Source organism: Clostridium sp. CCUG 7971 (assembly GCF_017590215.1).
Lineage (GTDB): Bacteria > Bacillota > Clostridia > Peptostreptococcales > Peptostreptococcaceae > Faecalimicrobium.
Genome location: NZ_JAFFPK010000013.1, coordinates 1 through 18,933, shown reverse-complemented (window position 1 = coordinate 18,933; position 18,933 = coordinate 1). Strand labels below are relative to the sequence as shown.

The 18,933-nt window shown below is 25.5% G+C and carries 22 protein-coding genes, 1 pseudogene and 1 riboswitch; of the genes and pseudogenes, 18 read left to right on the top strand and 5 right to left on the bottom strand.

Annotated elements, in window-relative coordinates:
- Positions 1-30: 30 nt before the first annotated feature.
- Positions 31-243: a cold-shock protein gene (locus JWF52_RS02295; protein ID WP_208331732.1), complete on the bottom strand. Its 213-nt coding sequence runs from the start codon at positions 241-243 to the stop codon at positions 31-33.
- 141 nt (positions 244-384) lie between these two features.
- On the opposite strand from JWF52_RS02295, the gene JWF52_RS02290 reads away from it, so the two are divergent.
- From JWF52_RS02290 to JWF52_RS02280, 3 genes are all read left to right on the top strand, one after another.
- On the top strand, positions 385-681 hold the full coding sequence (locus JWF52_RS02290; protein ID WP_208331731.1) for a hypothetical protein: 297 nt from the start codon (positions 385-387) through the stop codon (positions 679-681).
- Positions 682-765: 84 nt separating this feature from the next.
- Entirely contained in the window at positions 766-1,287 is a 522-nt protein-coding gene (locus tag JWF52_RS02285; RefSeq protein WP_208331730.1) for a cob(I)yrinic acid a,c-diamide adenosyltransferase, read from the top strand.
- Between the two features lie 206 nt (positions 1,288-1,493).
- A complete protein-coding gene (locus JWF52_RS02280) occupies positions 1,494-1,655 on the top strand; it encodes a hypothetical protein (RefSeq protein ID WP_208331729.1) in 162 nt (53 codons plus the stop codon).
- A gap of 114 nt (positions 1,656-1,769) precedes the next feature.
- Here the strand turns inward: JWF52_RS02280 and JWF52_RS02275 are convergent, their stop codons facing one another.
- The gene (locus tag JWF52_RS02275; RefSeq protein ID WP_208331728.1) at positions 1,770-2,513 is read right to left on the bottom strand and encodes a hypothetical protein; all 744 of its coding nucleotides are present in this window, start codon (positions 2,511-2,513) and stop codon (positions 1,770-1,772) included.
- 608 nt (positions 2,514-3,121) lie between these two features.
- On the opposite strand from JWF52_RS02275, the gene hflX reads away from it, so the two are divergent.
- From hflX to JWF52_RS02235, 8 genes are all read left to right on the top strand, one after another.
- Positions 3,122-4,372 (top strand): GTPase HflX, encoded by a 1,251-nt coding sequence (hflX, locus tag JWF52_RS02270; protein ID WP_353654857.1) that lies wholly within the window; start codon positions 3,122-3,124, stop codon positions 4,370-4,372.
- 400 nt (positions 4,373-4,772) lie between these two features.
- Complete coding sequence (locus JWF52_RS19165; protein ID WP_286183968.1) at positions 4,773-6,050, top strand: GIY-YIG nuclease family protein; 1,278 nt, start codon at positions 4,773-4,775, stop codon at positions 6,048-6,050.
- Positions 6,051-6,432: 382 nt separating this feature from the next.
- Positions 6,433-6,627 (top strand): (2Fe-2S)-binding protein, encoded by a 195-nt coding sequence (locus JWF52_RS02260; RefSeq protein WP_208331726.1) that lies wholly within the window; start codon positions 6,433-6,435, stop codon positions 6,625-6,627.
- 113 nt (positions 6,628-6,740) lie between these two features.
- Complete coding sequence (locus JWF52_RS02255) at positions 6,741-7,271, top strand: hypothetical protein (protein ID WP_208331725.1); 531 nt, start codon at positions 6,741-6,743, stop codon at positions 7,269-7,271.
- A gap of 104 nt (positions 7,272-7,375) precedes the next feature.
- Complete coding sequence (locus JWF52_RS02250; RefSeq protein WP_208331724.1) at positions 7,376-8,092, top strand: DUF3298 and DUF4163 domain-containing protein; 717 nt, start codon at positions 7,376-7,378, stop codon at positions 8,090-8,092.
- A 53-nt stretch (positions 8,093-8,145) separates the two neighbouring features.
- Positions 8,146-8,607 carry a YdeI/OmpD-associated family protein gene (locus JWF52_RS02245; protein WP_208331723.1) on the top strand — a complete coding sequence of 154 codons (462 nt, stop codon included), beginning with the start codon at positions 8,146-8,148 and terminating at the stop codon, positions 8,605-8,607.
- A gap of 141 nt (positions 8,608-8,748) precedes the next feature.
- On the top strand, positions 8,749-8,904 hold the full coding sequence (locus JWF52_RS02240; protein ID WP_208331722.1) for a hypothetical protein: 156 nt from the start codon (positions 8,749-8,751) through the stop codon (positions 8,902-8,904).
- Between the two features lie 132 nt (positions 8,905-9,036).
- Positions 9,037-9,693 carry an HAD family hydrolase gene (locus tag JWF52_RS02235; RefSeq protein WP_208331721.1) on the top strand — a complete coding sequence of 219 codons (657 nt, stop codon included), beginning with the start codon at positions 9,037-9,039 and terminating at the stop codon, positions 9,691-9,693.
- Between the two features lie 41 nt (positions 9,694-9,734).
- Here the strand turns inward: JWF52_RS02235 and JWF52_RS19160 are convergent, their stop codons facing one another.
- Positions 9,735-9,866, bottom strand: coding sequence for a hypothetical protein (locus JWF52_RS19160; protein ID WP_286183965.1), 132 nt, complete (start codon positions 9,864-9,866; stop codon positions 9,735-9,737).
- A gap of 243 nt (positions 9,867-10,109) precedes the next feature.
- Between JWF52_RS19160 and zupT the strand changes: the two are divergent.
- A pseudogene (zupT, locus tag JWF52_RS02230) lies at positions 10,110-10,909 on the top strand (zinc transporter ZupT).
- Between the two features lie 181 nt (positions 10,910-11,090).
- A complete protein-coding gene (locus tag JWF52_RS02225) occupies positions 11,091-12,056 on the top strand; it encodes an arsenic resistance protein (protein WP_208331720.1) in 966 nt (321 codons plus the stop codon).
- A gap of 115 nt (positions 12,057-12,171) precedes the next feature.
- Here JWF52_RS02225 and brnQ read toward each other — a convergent pair whose 3' ends face one another.
- Positions 12,172-13,458 (bottom strand): branched-chain amino acid transport system II carrier protein, encoded by a 1,287-nt coding sequence (brnQ, locus tag JWF52_RS02220; protein WP_208331719.1) that lies wholly within the window; start codon positions 13,456-13,458, stop codon positions 12,172-12,174.
- A gap of 406 nt (positions 13,459-13,864) precedes the next feature.
- Positions 13,865-14,215, bottom strand: a complete 351-nt coding sequence (locus JWF52_RS02215; protein WP_208331718.1) for a DUF3221 domain-containing protein — start codon at positions 14,213-14,215, stop codon at positions 13,865-13,867.
- A gap of 250 nt (positions 14,216-14,465) precedes the next feature.
- A riboswitch (Lysine riboswitch) is annotated at positions 14,466-14,642 on the top strand.
- Positions 14,643-14,730: 88 nt separating this feature from the next.
- Here JWF52_RS02215 and lysA point away from each other — a divergent pair.
- From lysA to JWF52_RS02190, 5 genes are all read left to right on the top strand, one after another.
- Positions 14,731-16,041 carry a diaminopimelate decarboxylase gene (lysA, locus tag JWF52_RS02210; RefSeq protein WP_208331717.1) on the top strand — a complete coding sequence of 437 codons (1,311 nt, stop codon included), beginning with the start codon at positions 14,731-14,733 and terminating at the stop codon, positions 16,039-16,041.
- 312 nt (positions 16,042-16,353) lie between these two features.
- Positions 16,354-17,610 carry a sensor histidine kinase gene (locus JWF52_RS02205; protein ID WP_208331716.1) on the top strand — a complete coding sequence of 419 codons (1,257 nt, stop codon included), beginning with the start codon at positions 16,354-16,356 and terminating at the stop codon, positions 17,608-17,610.
- Positions 17,611-17,817: 207 nt separating this feature from the next.
- Positions 17,818-18,114, top strand: coding sequence for a BMC domain-containing protein (locus JWF52_RS02200; protein WP_208331715.1), 297 nt, complete (start codon positions 17,818-17,820; stop codon positions 18,112-18,114).
- Between the two features lie 28 nt (positions 18,115-18,142).
- The gene (locus JWF52_RS02195) at positions 18,143-18,424 is read left to right on the top strand and encodes a BMC domain-containing protein (protein WP_208331714.1); all 282 of its coding nucleotides are present in this window, start codon (positions 18,143-18,145) and stop codon (positions 18,422-18,424) included.
- A gap of 58 nt (positions 18,425-18,482) precedes the next feature.
- Positions 18,483-18,785 carry a BMC domain-containing protein gene (locus tag JWF52_RS02190; protein WP_042273919.1) on the top strand — a complete coding sequence of 101 codons (303 nt, stop codon included), beginning with the start codon at positions 18,483-18,485 and terminating at the stop codon, positions 18,783-18,785.
- The last annotated feature ends 148 nt before the right edge of the window (positions 18,786-18,933 follow it).

Sequence of the window (18,933 nt, the reverse complement as noted above, 5' to 3'; positions counted from 1 at the left end):
GTAGATACTATATAGCATCTACATTTTTTATTAATTAAACTTATGAACATTAATAGCAGATGGACCTTTGTCAGCTTGAACTATGTCAAATGTAACAAGCTGACCTTGATGTAAATCTTTATTATGCCCATCTTCTTTTATATGAGAATAATGAACAAAAACATCTTCACCATCATCTGATGATATAAAACCATATCCTCTTTCCAAGTCAAACCATTTAACTGTTCCGTTATAATTAGCCATAAAATAAGGCTCCTTTCAAATCTATATTAAAAATATTAATGTATTTTCTATCATAGTATTTGTATATATGCAAAGATTAATAATAGTAAAATTATGAGAATATATTATATTTATAACTAAAATAATAAGCAGGTGTTTTAAGTGTATATAGAATTTATAGATTGTGTAAATAATTACATAAAAAATAATAAAGATTTCACTATAGCTATAGATGAAAATGGTAAGCTTGACAATCCAAAATATGGGTATATAATAAGTATAACTCCTTTAATAAATATAGGTATGGATACGAATCAAATAATTGAATATGTTTTTTTTAATAGATGTATAAAGATAAATGGTAGAAATCATAAACTATATATAGGAGGATGGTTTGATAAAGGAAAGCTAAATATAGACATATCAGTAATTAGTAAATCTAAAAATGATGCTATTTAAATAGGAAATTATTGTAACCAAAAGGCAATATATGATTTGGGTAAAAAAGAAATTATAAATATAAAAAATTAATGAGGTGATATTATGAAAATATATACAAAAACAGGGGATAAAGGACAAACATCATTATATGATGGAAGTAGGGTAGATAAAGATAGCATAAGGGTAGAATCTTATGGTACTTTAGATGAATTAAACTCATACATAGGGCTTTGTATAAATCATGCAAGACAAAAAGATAAAAAGGTCTTATTTGAAATACAAAAAGAACTATTTTCTGTTTCAGCTGAACTAGCTACTCAAAATAAAAATAAATTAAAAAAATTAGTGTCAGAAGAAGATATAAAGACATTAGAAAATATAATAGATGAATATACAAACAAGACAGAAGATATAAATGCATTTATAATACCAGGAACAAGTTTAGTTTCAGCAAATCTACATGTTGCAAGAACTATATGCAGAAGAGCAGAAAGAAGAATAATAACTCTTAGCAAAGTAGAAGAAATAAATCCACTTTTAATAAAATATGTAAACAGATTATCTGATACTTTATATGCTATAGCAAGATATAATGAAGAAAAATTGATTCCTATGGAATTTTAGAAATAAAAATTTATCAATAAACTTAAAAATACCATTTACAATTGTAAATGGTGTTTTTTATAAAATAATAAGAGGAATATATCAATATCTATATTTTATTATATTAAAAAAGATAAAATATATTACAAATATAAATTTTTGAAAAATAAAAAATATGTTAAAATATGTTATATATTATAAAAATATAGTTAAGGGGGAAATTTAGAATGGGAAACAAAAAGAATGAGTTAATAGATCCATTATTAAAAAGCGGAAAAATATTTAAACTTAAATGTGAAAAATGTAAATCTATATCTGTACAAATAAGTAAAGAAGAAAAGCCAGATTCTACATGTTTTGAATGTGGAGGTAAATGTGTAGTGCTATAGGGGTATAACAAATTAATTGTTTAAAATTAAAATAATAAGAAAGCACTTAATTCTTGATAAATAATTCAAGAAATTAAGTGCTTTTATATATTTAAATTAAGTTGAACATAAACTTTATAGTGATACACAAGATATTCTTACTATAGCTGAAAATGGAATAGTTATATTTCTTAAATTAAGACCTTGACCATTACAACTTAAAATATATCCATTAAAGCCATTAGCCGTTATTGATTTAGGTATAAACATGAATCTTATTGTATTGTTATTTTTTCTAGCTTCAACTTTTAAAATTTGATAACATTTACATTGGTCAAATATGCTAGTAGTATCTGCTACAAGACCTTGTTGAGTAGTTAAATTTAATTGAGTGTCACTGACATTTTCAAATGCGCCAAATCCGTAGTTTTCAGCAACGCTGTTATTCCATTGAGAGTTATCTGGTTGTGTATTGTTATTGTTGTTATTCCATTGAGAGTTATCTGGTTGTGTACTGTTATTGTTGTTATTCCATTGAGAGTTATCTGGTTGTGTATTGTTATTGTTGTTATCCCATTGAGAATTACCTGGTTGTGTATTGTTATAGTTGTTATTCCATTGAGAATTATTCGGTTGTGTATTGTTATTATTCCAATTTCCGTTATTATCATCTAAATCATTATCATCATCTAAGTCGTCCCCAAACATTCTGTCTATATATACTTTGTCAGATACAGGTGGTGCGAATTGAGATGCATCCGATATATATTTTTCAAAAAAGTTTTTGCTAGTATGTCCAGATAATATTAATAGATTAAGATAAGAATTCATCCATCTATAATAATTTTCAAAGTAGTAATACCAGTAGTCTTTATTCATATTTTCCCTCTCCAGTTAGTGTTATAATTTAGTGTCATTTTATAATGACTACGTTAACATAATATGAATAAATAAATTTTATGTTACTATGTTATTATTATATTTTTAATATATATAAAATTAAAATGTTTATATAATGTTATAATAAAAATAAAAGAGATATGTTTATTAAAACTCTGAAGTAAGAATGTAAAAAATGTAAATAAATATATTTACAATTATTTTAAAATAAACTATAATTAAGACATAATTAATCGGTTAGAGAGGAGTGATATATATGAAAAATTTATTTAGAATATTCAATAAATCTAATATATGTTGCTCTAACTCAAAATATAAAACTATATAATTATATAGTTTTATATTTTCATAAAAATACCCTGGAGCACTAGAAGTGTTTCAGGGTATTTTTATGCTATAAATAACCGAAATAAGGAGGTGTAAAAATGAATACTAGAGTAGGTATATTTTATATAAGATTAAGAGGATAGCGCACGGATTGTGGCTAAATTAGAAAAATAAAATTTATACAATATATAAACGTATAAAAATAGTCATAATCCCGTGCTATTTATAAATTAAATAGTAAATAAAAGGAGATTATGTATATGAAAGTAAAAGGAATATTAGTAGGGGTTAATATAAATAATAAAAATAATTTTGATGAATCAATGATTGAACTTGAAAATTTAGCTTTAGCATGTGATATAGAATCGGTAGGATCAATTGTTCAAAATTCAAAACAAGTTAATCCAACCTATTATATAGGAAGTGGAAAGATTGACGAATTATCAAATATAATAGAAAGTTTAGAAGCTGAAGTAGTAATATTTAATAATGAATTGTCTTCATCTCAATTAAGAAATATTGAGTCAAAATTAAAGTGTCAAGTTTTAGATAGAACATCTTTAATACTAGATATTTTTGCACAAAGAGCAAAAACTAGAGAAGCTAAACTACAAGTAGAAGTAGCAAGACTTAAGTATTTACTACCAAGACTAATTGGAGCAAATGAAAATTTAGGTCGTCAAAGTGGAGGGGTAGGAACTAAAAATAAAGGAGTAGGGGAAACTAAATTAGAGCTTGACCGCAGAAAAATTGAGGATAAAATAGCAGTTTTGAATAAAGAGCTTGAAACTTTAAAGCATCAAAGAAATACACAGAGAAATAAAAGAAATAAATCTAATATACCAAGTATAGCATTAGTAGGATATACCAATGCAGGGAAGTCATCAGTCATGAATGAATTAATAAATAGATTTAAAGATAATGATGATAAAAAAGTTTTTGAAAAAGACATGTTATTTGCAACGCTAGAAACTTATGTAAGAAATATAAAACTTCCTGATAATAAGGAGTTTTTATTGTCAGACACAGTTGGATTTGTAAGTGATTTACCTCATGATTTAGTTAAGGCATTTAGATCTACACTAGAAGAAGCTTGTGAGGCTGATCTATTAATTCATGTAATTGATATTTCTAACCCTAATTATGAAAGCCATATTGATGTTACTAATGAAACATTAAAGCAAATAGGTGCAGAGCATATACCTGTAATCTATGCTTACAATAAAGTAGATTTAATGAAATTATTTATACCTTCTGATAGAGGTATATATATATCAGCTAAATCTGGTATAGGAATAGAAGAATTGATAGAGAGTATATGCAAAAAAGTATTTAGAGATTATATAACGTGTAAGGTATTAATCCCTTATAATGAGGGGGAAATAGTAGCTTACTTAAATGAAAATGCGAGTATAATCAATACAAATTATACAGATGAGGGAACTATATTAAATATTGAATGTAGTAAGCAAGACTATGATAGATATAAAAACTATCTAATATTAAATTAAATATATAATGAAATAAATTACTTATAAATATTATTGAAATTTATTTAAATTTTAAAAAGGTACTAAAATAACTTTATATTTTAGTACCTTTTTTCTGAGTTGGGTTGTAATAATAAAAGTATATATACATATTACAGTTTAATTACGTTGTTATTTATAATATATAGTGATTTTTAGAATACATCAATAATAGATTATAAAAACAAGGTCAAAATAAAAGTAAATATAAAAGTGAAATTTCGAAAGTTATAATGACACCCTAAATTTACAATGCCTTGTATATTGAAATAATTCTAAAAATATTTACGTTTAAAAATAATTGACAAAATACATATTAAAAGTTATTATGTTAATATGTTAATGCAATTAAACTATTACGAAAAGGCGGGTAAGTATAAAGATGAAAAATAATATTAATTTAATAGGTCAATTTAGAACTGATTGGATAAGATATAGCGATTACGAAATAAAAAGTGATGAAAATGGATCAGATTACATAGTTCCAAAAGAAAATTCAATATTTACCATTTATAATCCATTTAATAAGTCAAATGATTTGATTTTTGATTTAATAAAAATTGGAGACAATGCATTAGATAAAGAAATTGATAAAGATGTCATAAATGATATGATATTAAATTTTGTAAAAGAGTATGGATTATTAGGAATAATAACATCTAGCGTTTATAATAGAAATATTATAGGAGAATCAAAAGTATTACTTACAGATAATAATCATTTAAAAACTAATGAAAAAATAATGGATGAAGATAAGTACCTTAGCTTATTTACACCTTTTGCAAATGAAGATGAAGTTTATTTAAGAAAATCAGGAAAGCATATGACATTATTTAAAGCAGAAGACTCACCTAAATTTTATGGTAAAAGACCACTTGTATTAGATTTAGTATTTTCTAGATTTTACTGTGAAAAAATAGAATGGATAATAGATTTTGCTAAAACTATTGCAACCCATATAAATCAAATATTAATTTATAAAAATATAAACTTGACAGAAAGTGTAACAATAATGGCTGGTAAATTTAAAGCTGAGAAAATTGGAATGACAATTGGTGTTTTAGATAATCCGTATATAGAATGGGATTTTGACTCTTTAAAAACAGCGATAGAAATAATTTACTCATTTGCAGTTACAGATAAAAATAATACAATAAAGCGTTGTGAACATTGTAAGAATGTATTTATAGCAAAAAGTGAAAAAGAAAAGTACTGTAGCCCGTCGTGTAGAAATTGTTATAACGTAACTAAAAGTAGAAATAAGAAAAAGAACATAAATGAAAGTATAAATAATGAGGAGAATGAAAAGATGAAAGAAAATAGAAAGAGTAGAAAAGAAGCTATCCTTGAATATAAAGAACGTAGTATATCAGGGGGAGTGTATAAAATAACTAATTTAGTTAATGAAAAATATCTTTTAGTAAATGATATAGATTTAAAAAGTGCTGAGAATAGATTTAATTTTTTTAAGAAAACAGGTTCTGGAACACATATGAAAGTGGAAAAGGATGTAAAAGAATTTGGTGCAGATAAATTTACTTTTGAAATCTTAGAAGAAATAGATATGAAAGAGGGACAAAGTACGAAAGAGTTTAAAGAGGACTTAAAAATGTTAGAAGAAATATGGAAGGAAAAATTTGATCCAGAAAAATCTTATTAAAAAAATATATAATTAAAGAATAACAATGTATATTGAAGTATGTATTAATATATGAAATAATATACCAAGGGGTGATATTATGACTAAAGAATACTATTGTCCAAACTGCAGAAAAAAACTACAAACTATAGATGGTTGAGGAAGTACAAGTTATTTTTGCATGGAATGCAATACATTAATTTCTAGAAAGAAAATATTAACTAAAGAACAATTAAATGAAAATAAAAGTAATGAAAAATAATATAAAAGAGTATCAATTTTAAAGATACTCTTTTATATTATCTAAAAATATTTATTCTAGCCGTTAACATATATTTTTATATTAATAATTAATGGGTATATTACTATATTATAAGATATTTAATAAAATGTGGAGGCTATTATGAAAGAAGACGATAGAATATGTGGATGCTTTAATGTAACTGTAAAAGATATAAAAGATGCCAAATTAAAGGGATGCATGAGTGTAGACGACGTAAGAAGAGAAACTAAATTTGGAGAAGCTTGTGGTAGATGTAAAAGTAAAGCAGAATTAACAGTATTAAAAGTACTCTTAAACAGATTATATATAAAATAATTAATAAAGTATAAAAGTTACTTAAAGTTAAAATTTAATTTTTATTGTAGGCAAATTCGACATAAAGTATTAAAATAGGAATATAGGATAATATAGGATTAAAGGAGAATATAATGCAAATTCATTTTTTAAGCAAAGAAAAAATATCTGTACAACCTACAAAACTTGTAGAAATATTAATTCAAAGTAATGGATATACAAACTTTCATGAAAATATAGTAAAAAATAACATAGAATACAGTGATCAAAAAACACATGAGATATCGAATGGTGGATTTATAGATTTTAATCAACATTTATATGAAAATATAAATGAAATGAATTCTATAAGTACAGGAATATATCTAGAAAAATCTTTAATAACATTTAGAATTTTCATATGGGGAGCAAAAGGAGAAGGATTTGAGATATTCAAACATGTATTACGTGGAGAAGAGATAAATAATTTAAAAACAATTGAAGATTTAAAAGAATATATATATATCCATATAAATGAATTAGAACAAGGAATAATAAAAACTTATGGTGAAGATACTAATAAAGCTTTTGAGCAATTTGGCTTAGCGATAGAAAGTAGAAAATTACCACTTCAAAGTATACTTCAATATTTAAGTATAGAAAATAACATAAAAGATTTTAAATAGGAAAAAGGAAATAGTTAAAGCTATTTCCTTTTTTATTGTACCCACTATTGCTTCATAACACATATTATATAGTAAATAGAAAGTAATATAAGGGAGGGATAACAATGGATAATAACTATAGACCTTGCATAAATAATCCACTGTATATATATAGACAAAGCATAAGTAAAGAAAGTGAGTTTTTTAAATATAATATAAGCTATCCTATTTTAATACCATTTGCAACTTATTTTAATACATCATTTTATAATATTGAAATTATTAATAGAATAAATCAAACTATATATAATGATATTATGAAATATAAAAATGAGATAAAGAGACAATCTAAGGAATACGAAAAAGAGTATATAAATGTACTGTCAAAATCTAAAGAAGAGTATATTAAATATCAATATGAATTAATTGTAGATTATAAAGTAACATATAATAGAAATCATACAATAAGTATCCCCATACAAAAGTATGAGTTTACTGGAGGAGCTCATGGTATGACTTATTTAGATTCTTATAACTATGACTTAAGAGATGGTAAACGACTAAAATTATCAGACATGTTTAAAAAAGGTATAGACTATAAAAAAATAGTAGATACCTTTATAAAAGAAAATATAAATAAAAATAAAGAACTATATTTTCAGGATGAAGGTAAATTCACTGGAATTAGTGATAATCAACAGTTTTATATAGAAAATGACGGACTAGTAGTATATTTTAGTTTATATGAGATAGCTCCATACTATGTAGGAATACCGAAATTTAAATTAACATTTAATGAGTTTGGTAAATATTTTAATAACAAATATATCTGCAAAAGCTAAGATAAAACTATGATATAATAACATTTAGATAATAAATTGCAAGGAGACATTCTATGAGCTACAAATTTGAAGCAACAATACAAAAACATGATGGAAAAGATGCTACTTATATAGAGATACCTTTTGATGTAGAAAAAGAATTTAAGGCTAAAAGAGTAAAAGTAAAAGCTAAATTTGATGGATTTGAATATAGAGGGTCTATTGTAAAGATGGGACTTCCATGTTATATGATAGGTTTAACTAAGGAAGTAAGAAAAAATATAGGCAAAGAAGCAGGAGATACTATATTTGTTGAAATAGAAAAAGATGAAGAGATTAGAGAAATAGACTTACCAAATGACTTTAAAGATGGACTTGAAAAAAATGAAAAAGCACTTGAATTTTATAATTCGTTATCATATTCTTGTAAATGTAAGTATTTACAATTGATAAGTAGTGCTAAAAAAACTGAAACTAGAGAAAAAAGAATACATGAAGCTGTTATAAAATTAGAAGAAAAAATAAAGATAAAATAAGTGATATAAAAAGAGTATGTTTTGGAAAAACATACTCTTTTTATACAATTTTTTTATTTATAAAATTTCAATTGTCAACTTTAGATAAGATTATGCATATTTATACATTAGAACATATATTCAAAGAATTGAGGGATATGTATGACTAAAAAAAGTAGTAAAAATAATGCTAATAATAAATTAAAACAAAATAAAAAAACAAATTTTAAAGGTAAAAATTCGACTAAAAAATCTAACAGCGACTTAACTGAACAGTTAAAGAAAAAATTATTAGAAAAATTACTAGAAAAAATTTAAGTGAAATTATGACTTATATTTAAAATAAATAGTAATAAAAAATAGAGCATATAATGTATGTTCTATTTTTATTACTATTTACTAAAAAAAATATTATAATAATATTATATAAAAAATAAAAGGAGAATAAATATGTATAAATGTTGTATATTCGATTTAGATGGGACATTAGTTGATTCAATTAAAGCAATTTCATACACTACAAATCTTACGCTTAAAAAATATAATTTAGGACCAATAGATGAAGACAGATACAAACATCTAGTTGGTGATGGATATAAAGTATTAATTGAAAGAGCATTAAAGGAATGTGGAGACACTAAGTTAGTAAATTATGAAGATGCATTGATTACTTATATGAAATATTTTGAAGTTCATTGTCTACATGAAGTTAAGGCTTATGATGGAATTAAAGATATGTTAAATTACATAAAAGAAAATAATCTTAAAATAGCAGTACTTTCTAATAAACCTCACGAAAGAACTATTGAAAATGTAGAGAAAATATTTGGTGAAGAATACTTTGATATAGTAGCTGGAGAACAAGAAGGGATTAGGAGAAAGCCTGATAAAGAAGGAGTTATAAAGATTCTTGATAACCTAGGTATAAATAGAAGTGAATGCCTATACATTGGTGATACAGATACAGATATGAAAACAGGAATAAGAGCAGGCGTTGATACTATAGGAGTAACTTGGGGATTTAGAGATAGAGAAGAGTTAGAGGAATTTAATCCAAAGTACATAGTTAACCATCCAAGTGAAATTGCTAGTATTATAAAACTTTAGATATAATAAAAAGTACTTATCTTTTAGAAGAAAGTACTTTTTTATTTGCTAACTATTTGAAATTTCTTCGGGAATTGATTAATTATACTATCATAAAGTATATCAGCAAAATTGATTATATGTTCTTTACCTTTATCATAGCTTTCAATTTCACCTTTCCAATCCCTATTCAATCTAGATAGAGCTTGGTTTGTAATAAACTGTAAAAGTTTATGCAATATACCTTTTAAAGCTTGATTTGAATAATTCGGATTAGCAAAACTTAAAAAATTAGCTTATAATAGTAAATTATTTTACTTAATTGAAAATGATTATTATTTACAATTAATAAAAAATAAGTTATTATTATATTAAATTAAAAAATAAAACAATATAGCATAAAGTTATGCTAAAAGAGTATAAATGGAGGTAGTAAAATGGAAAATATTGTTTTTGCCTTTGTGTTGACTATTATTGCAGGGTTATCTACAGGAATAGGAAGTTGTATTGCATTTTTCTCAAAAAAACAAATACTAAGTTTTTATCAATTAGCCTAGGTTTTTCAGCTGGTGTAATGATTTATGTATCTATGATAGAAATATTTGCAAAAGCAAAGGATTCTCTTATTGTTCCTTTTGGAGATAAGTTGGGAACAGGTATAACTATTTTAGGTTTTTTTGGAGGAATTCTTTTAATTGCTTTAATAGATAAATTAATCCCAAAAGAGAGCAATCCTCATGAAATAAAAAATATTTCGCAGGTAGAAAATTTAACTATATCAGAAAACAGGTTAATGAGAACCGGTATTTTTACAGCTATTGCAATAGGAATTCATAACTTTCCAGAAGGGTTAGCTACATTTATATCTGCATTACAAGATCCAACGATAGCTATTCCTATTGTTGTAGCTATTGCAATACATAATATCCCAGAAGGAATTTCTGTATCTGTACCTATTTATTATGCAACAGGAGATAAGAAAAAAGCATTTATGTATTCTTTCGTCTCAGGTCTTGCTGAACCTATTGGAGCATTAGTTGGATATTTATTATTAATGCCTATTATGAATGATATCGTATTTGGAATATTGTTTGCAGGTGTTGCAGGTATTATGGTATTTATATCTTTAGACGAGTTGTTACCATTATCTAGAGAGTATGGAGAAGATCATCTTTCTATTTATGGATTGGTAGCTGGTATGGCTGTTATGGCAGTAAGTTTATTACTATTTATGTAATAGTTTATAAAAACTTTTATCTGTTTTGTAAAGTATTTATTTAAGCTACCAGTTATAGTATTTATCTTATCAAAATTAGTTTAATTTCTAATTTTAATGAAAGTAGAAAAATACTGTGATATAATTTTATGAGAAGTGATAATTTATATCATATGAAAATTATTATACAAAGGAGGATAAGATGGATAATATAAATAAATTTCAAAGTTTTATAATTTTGATAATGGTCGCAATAGGTATTATACTAGGTCAAATTAATATATTCCAAAGATACGCAGAGTATTTAATAATGCCTGCATTAATGATAATGCTATTTTTGGTTTTCATACAAATACCATTAAAAGAAGTAGGAAAATCTTTTAAGAACGTTAAATTTACAATAACATCTGTAGTTATGAATTTTATTTGGACTCCAATTATTGTATTTATTTTAGGTAGGTTATTTTTAAACAATCAACCAGAAACTTTAATAGGATTTGTTATGCTTATGGTAACTCCATGCACTGATTGGTATTTAATATTTACAGGTATTTCAAAAGGTAATGTTGCCTTAGGATCATCTGTTTTACCGCTTAATTTAATACTTCAATTGGTGTTATTGCCACTTTATATTTTTATAATAGGAGGAACTAGTGTAAGTATAAATATTGTAAGTTTAGCTAAAGGAGTTATATATAGCTTATTAGTACCACTTACATTAGCTATTATATTTAGGAAGGTTGCTATAAGCAAAATAGGAATTGAAAAATTTGAAGATAAGTTGACTTGCAAAGCTTGTGATTATCAAGGATATTTTTTAAACTTAGCGATAGTAGCAATGTTTACATCACAAGGTAAGGTACTTTTAGAAAATCTTGAAATTTTATTAATACTATTAGTTCCTATATTATTATTTTTCTTAATAAATTTCATAGTAGGAAGATTTGTTGGAAAAATAATAAATTTAAGTTATGAAGATAATGTATCATTAAACTTGACTACACTAGCTAGAAATTCTCCAATAGCGCTTGCAATAGCAGTAGCAACATTTCCTGATAAGCCATTAATATCGTTAGCGCTTATAATTGGACCATTGATAGAACTTCCTATGTTATTTTTAATATCTAAAGTATTACTAAATATAAGAGAAAAAGAACAGGTGGCATAGATTTAAATTTATATAAGTTTTATACAAATAAATCATATAATTTAGAAAAAAGGCTATAGTCTCTATATAGAAACTATGGCCTTTTTTAGTTTATGAAAAGTTTATAGAATTAAAATTATACCTTAGCTTTATTAAATTCTATTTTAGTACTTAAAATAAAACCTAAAAATCCTCCTATTATAGCAGGTACTACCCAGTTGAATCCAAGACTTGAAAAAGGTAGCTTATGAATAAAGTCTATATTTAAACCTAAGTTTAAGCTATCAATAACTGTAAGTAAGCTAGTTAAAAGAGTTGCATAAGCTGCACCTTTGTAAATCTCATCTTTATTCAAAAGATTTTTTAAGAAACTCATTATAACTAGAACCAATGATATTGGATAAATAACTGTAAGTATAGGAATTGAAATAGAAATTATTTTATCAACTCCGAAGTTTGAAACTATTGTACTAAATGCACAGATAAAAACAACGATGTACTCATATTTTAATTTTTTATTAGTAATATATTCAAAGTATTTACCAGTAACAGAAGTTAATCCAATTGATGTAGTAAGACACGCAAAAGCAACAACTACAGCAAGTATTAATGATCCAGTATTTCCTAAAAGCATATTTGAAATATTAACTAATAAAGTTGTTTGTGATATATTTGAATCATATATATTAGAAGCAGTAGCACCTAAGTATGCTAATCCACTATATACTAGTATAAGCCCTGCAGCTGCTAATAAAGCTGCTTTTATAGTAAGTTTTATGCTAGAAGTATTATTGTATCCTTTATCTAAAAATGATGACATTACAAGAGCTACAACTCCACCTATTCCAAGGGCACCCATAGTTTGGTAACCTTGAGTAATTCCATGTGAGAATAAGCTATTATTATTTATATTAGTATTTAAATTTCCAATAGGTGAGACAATTCCTTTTATTATTAAGATAGCTAGAGTGATTAGTAATACAGGTGTTAAAAATTTCCCTATGATGTCCATTACTTTAGTAGGTCTTATAGTTAATAAAAGTGTCAATGTAAAAAATAATACTGAGAAAATAATTGGATTAATAGAGCTAAATAATGGTTGTATACTCATTTCAAAAGTCGTAGCAGCTGTTCTTGGAACAACTAAAATAGGTCCAAGACAAAGCATCATTATAACTTCTAAACTAAATCCAAACTTCTTGCCAGCTTTTTGAACAACTGCTTGGTAAGATCCAGCTTTTGCAACTGATATAATTGAAAGTATTATAATCCCGACATCAGCAAATAAGAAGCCCAAGAAACTGATTAACCATTGACTACCCGAGGTTACTCCTATGTAGGGGGGGAAAATTAAGTTTCCAGCTCCAAATAATAGTGAAAATAATGCAAAACCAACAATAATTATATCTTTAAATTTTTTCATAGTCTTTCCTCTTTTCTTTATTTTTAATATAAAAAAGCCACATAGTATATTCACTATGTGGCTTTTAAAGGCCTAGGATTATAAAAACCACATAGTGTCTATCTATGTGGCAATTTGCATAACAAATTAATTTTAGCCATCATAGATACAAACAATTTAGTTTGTATCTATGATTTATATATTCATCATAAATACAAACTTAACTATAATAGCTAAAATAAAATATATTAAGTTTTGATATATTAGTCAAGTTCATATTTTTTATCATCTTAAAACTCCTTATTTTTTAAATACAGATTTAATTTTTATTTGTTAAAACCTATTATATATAGTAAATATTTAAAATGCAAGACAAATTTTCAAAAAAAGTTAACTTAATTATACTTTTATAGTATGTATATATTAACTATTCACTAATGATCTTAAGGGTTTGAGCATTTCCTTGTACAGGAGATGTTTCTTTTACAGAGCCTTTAAATGTTACTTCAACAATAAAACCTAACTCTAATTCAGAAAAATCAAATGAATTATCCATATCATATTTTTGAATCTTTGTATCTTTAGTTATATTAACGTATGCCTCATCGTAATTTGTATCATCCTCTAATTTACCTTCTACAAGTAGCGTTGAATTATCTCCATCTATATTTATAGACGTTACTTTTCCTCTTATATCAATTTTTCCTTGGTTATTATCAGAAGAACAACCAACTGTAAATAGTGATATTATGGACAAAAGTAGTAAAATTTTTTTCATTTTTAAATCCCCCAAATAAATTAATTAAAACTCTTAATAATAGTATATTGTTATTTACAATAAGACATGTACACTTTTTATATATGAATTTCAGGCGGTAATAAATCTATAACAAATTTGATGATTAATTTAATAAATTTATGGAGAACATATATGAATAAATATAATAAAAAATATTAAAAATAACATTAAATATTGCACAATAAAAAACTAAAGAGTATAATCTTTTTAAGAAAAACGAAAACTAAATAAATATTGTAGAGGTCGCGGTACTTATGAGTACTAATAATGAGGTAAGCACAATGATTTATTAGAAAAGGAATTATCGCCGAAGGATATAACCTATGCTTTAAAGTTATATACCTGGGGATGTATAAAATATATGCATCACTGTCACAAATTTAATTTGTGTTGAGCTACATTTGAGGAATCATAATAGTGGTTTATTATTTATGATATTTATATCCCTTAAGTGTAACTTAAGGGATTTTTTATATATTAAGGGAGGTAATATAATGAAACTTCATGGAACTATGTCTGTAAGAAATGATCAATTATATATAGGGAATGTGAGTTGCAGTGAGCTTAGAGAAAAATATTTAACTCCGCTTTATGTATTTGATGAAGAGCTAGCAAGAGATAACTGCAAAAAATTTGTAAAGCATTTCAGAGTGGAAGAAGATGAAAATAGAGTAGCTTATGCAGGTAAGGCATTTTTACCAATGTATATGTGTAATCTTCTAAATGAGGAGAAGATGTATCTAGACGTAGTATCAGGAGGAGAGTTGTATACTGCACACAAATCAAATTTCCCAATGGAGAAAATATTATTTCATGGAAGTAATAAAACAATAGATGAAGTAGAAATGGGAATAAACTTAGGTGTAGGAAGATTTGTGGTAGATAATTTTTATGAACTTAATCTAATAGAAACAATTTGTAAGAGAAAAAATAAAAAACAAAAAATATATTTTAGAATAACTCCTGGGATAGAGGCTCATACACATAATTATATAAAAACTGGGCAGTTAGATTCTAAATTTGGATTTGCACTTGAAAATAGGGATTTAGATAGAGCAATAGAAAAAGTAAAAAAATATAAAAATATAGAACTAGTAGGGATTCATGCTCATATAGGATCTCAAATATTTGATATAGACCCTTATTTAGATGAAGTGGTAATAATGATGAATTTAGTAAAAAGTATAAAAGAAAAATACGATATAGAAATAAAAGAAGTTGACTTAGGTGGTGGAATGGGTGTTTATTATACCAAAAAAGATAATGCTAAAACTATAAAAGAATATTGTGAAGCTATAATTAATAAGACAAAAGAAGTCTGTAGAGATATAGGAATAAAAGTTCCAATACTTGTAATAGAACCTGGAAGATCAATAGTTGCGAATGCAGGAAGTACACTTTATACAGTAGGTTCCATAAAAAACATAAAAAATGTTAGAACTTATGTAAGTGTAGATGGAGGGATGACAGATAATATAAGACCATCTCTATATCAAGCTAAATATGAGTGTTCTATTGCGAGTAAAATGAGTCATAATGAAATAAATAAAGTTACAATAGCAGGTAAATGTTGTGAAAGTGGAGATGTATTAATAAAAGATGTAAATATAATGGATATAGAAACTTCAGATATATTAGTGGTATCTTCAACAGGAGCTTATGGTTATTCAATGGCATCAAATTATAATAAAATGCCTAAACCGGCAGTAGTATCAGTATCAAACGGAAACTCTAGATTAATATGTAAAAGACAAAGTTATGAAGAACTTTTAGAGCTAGAGATGCAATTAGAGTTAACATATTAAATAAAACTTATATATTAAAACTAAAATAAAGTAGACTGTAAATATTATTTAAGATTTATAGTCTACTTTATTTTTTTATAATATTTAAATATAATTTATTATTATTATCAATACTAAAAACATGACTAGGTAAATTTCAATAAACAATTAAAATAAACACAAAAAATTAATATAACTAAATAAAATATAAATACTTTATTTTTAAATTATGCTATAATCTAAAATGAAACAATATATGACAAAAAACGACTGTGAAGTTAAAAAATAACATATATTTAAGCTTAATAGAAAAAATACAAAGGAGATTAATTTATGCTACAAATAGCAGATTTGATCAACACTATAATACAATCAGTTTTATTAGCATATATTCCTTACTATTGTGTCAACAAAGATGGACTCATCCAAGGTAAAATAAATCACATAAGGTTAGCAATAAATATAGTTGCAATGTTTTTATCTATATCTACATTGACCCATATAATGGGAGGAACATCTTTATCAATTATATCTATGAATATATCATGTATGTTAATATTAACTTGTTTTTATATTAAAAACTATGAAAAAATAGTAATTGCATATGTAATAACTTACTTTCTATTCCAAGTAACATCTATTGTATTTGGTAATATACAATGGTCATATGTTCAAAGCTTGGTACCGATAAATAATGCAGAAATTTCTACAATAGTAGTTATGTATATACCAATGATACTAATAGAGTTTTTAACTTTATTATATATTGATAAATTATATAACATATATCAATTTATAAGTAAAAAAAGATATGGATTTGATATTTCTATTATAGTAACTTTTTCTCTTGATACTATACTATCTCTTTCACTAATAATTCACGGAAATGATAGTGTATTTTTCAAGAATCTATTTATAATCTTTTTATTATTACTGTTAGTACTCTTACTATTATATTTTGTTAATACAAAAAATAAAATGGATGAAATAAGTAAACTAAATAAAGCCTTACAGAATAAGAATAATGAATTAAAAAAGGTTAAGCATGACTATGGATCTCAAATTTCATATGTAAATGGGCTTTATATAATGGAACAATATGAGAGATTAGGTGACGTTTTAAGAGATATTATAAATGGGAATAATTCTATTTCGGATAATTTAAAAGTATTATCCAATTCAGAATCTATTATATCAGTTATTGTAAACTCAATAACAACAAATAACATAAATGTAATTGTAGAAGAAGAGTACAATGTATCAAAAATTGATATTTCAGAGTACGATCTTCAAAGGATAATTTCTAATATAATTAGTAATGCAGTTACTGCTATGGGTGAAAATGGTTTAATAGTTATAAAAACTTATAAAATATTTGGAAATGTGTATATAAACATTAAAAATAATGGTCCTAAGATAAATGATGAAATTATAAATAAGATATTTGAACCAGGTTTTACAACTAAAAAAAGTAGTGAAAATGGTTTTGGACTGGCTATAGTAAAAGAGTTAGTTGAAAAAAATAATGGAGAACTAAGTGTATCAAGTAATAATGATTTTACAGAGTTTAAAATAATATTTAAAGCATAAAAAATAGATAGGAATTTTCCTATCTATTTTTTATGTTCAAAGTATTAAATTTTATAAAAAGTAAAAAAAGTATAAATATTACAATAAGAAAATGTTTTCATAAGGCAAAATATTACAAAAATAGATATAGATATTGAAATGATTATGCAATAAATTGCTATAAAATTAAGTTGTAAGTAAGAAATCTATAACTAAGGAGGTAATGTCATGGGAGATGCATTAGGAATGATAGAAACAAAAGGACTAGTTGCAGCAATAGAAGCAGCAGATGCTATGGTTAAATCAGCAAATGTTGTATTAGTGGGATATGAAAAAATTGGTTCAGGGTTAATCACAGTAATGGTTAGAGGAGATGTAGGAGCAGTAAAAGCGTCTGTAGAAGCTGGTGTTATAGCTGCTAAAAATGTAGGAGAAGTAGTATCCACACATGTAATAGCACGTCCACATAATGAAATTGAAAAGATGCAAGGTTTAGTTTCATCAGTAGAAAAACATTTATTATAAGAAATAATAAAAAGTTTAGGAGGATATTATGCGACAAGAAGCACTAGGAATGATTGAGACACTTGGACTTGTAACAGCAATAGAAGCAGCAGATGCTATGGCTAAAGCAGCTAATGTTTTATTAATAGGATATGAAAATGTTGGCTCAGGGTTAATCACAGTAATGGTTAGAGGAGATGTAGGAGCCGTAAAAGCAGCTGTAGATGCAGGTGTTTGTGCAGCTCAAAAAATAGGTAAAATAATATCTACACAAGTTATAGCACGTCCTCATACTGATATTGACCATATACTAGTTAACTATCAGGTTTAATAGTTAAAACTAAATTATTAATTAATAAAATAGATATAAAAATCAGGAGGTTATCATAATGAGACAAGAAGCATTAGGAATGATAGAAACAAAAGGATTAGTAACATCAATAGAGGCAGCAGATGCTATGGTTAAAGCAGCTAATGTAGCTTTAATAGGATATGAAAATATAGGTTCTGGAATGGTTACAGTAATGGTTAGAGGAGATGTAGGAGCAGTAAAAGCATCTGTAGAAGCAGGCCTTGCAGCTGGTAAAAATGTAGGAGAAGTAATAACTTCACATGTAATAGCACGACCACACACTGACATAGAAAGAATATTAGCTCAGCACAACCTTAAAATTGAAGAAGGTGCTGAATAAGAATGAATCCAGAGATTTTAGATAAGGTAATTAATGGACAAAGCAACGAGAAAGTTACCTCTATTACAGAGTTTGTAGGGTGCACAGTTGGTGATACAGTTGGACTAGTAATTGCTAATTTAGACTCTGAGTTAAGAAGCCAAATGGG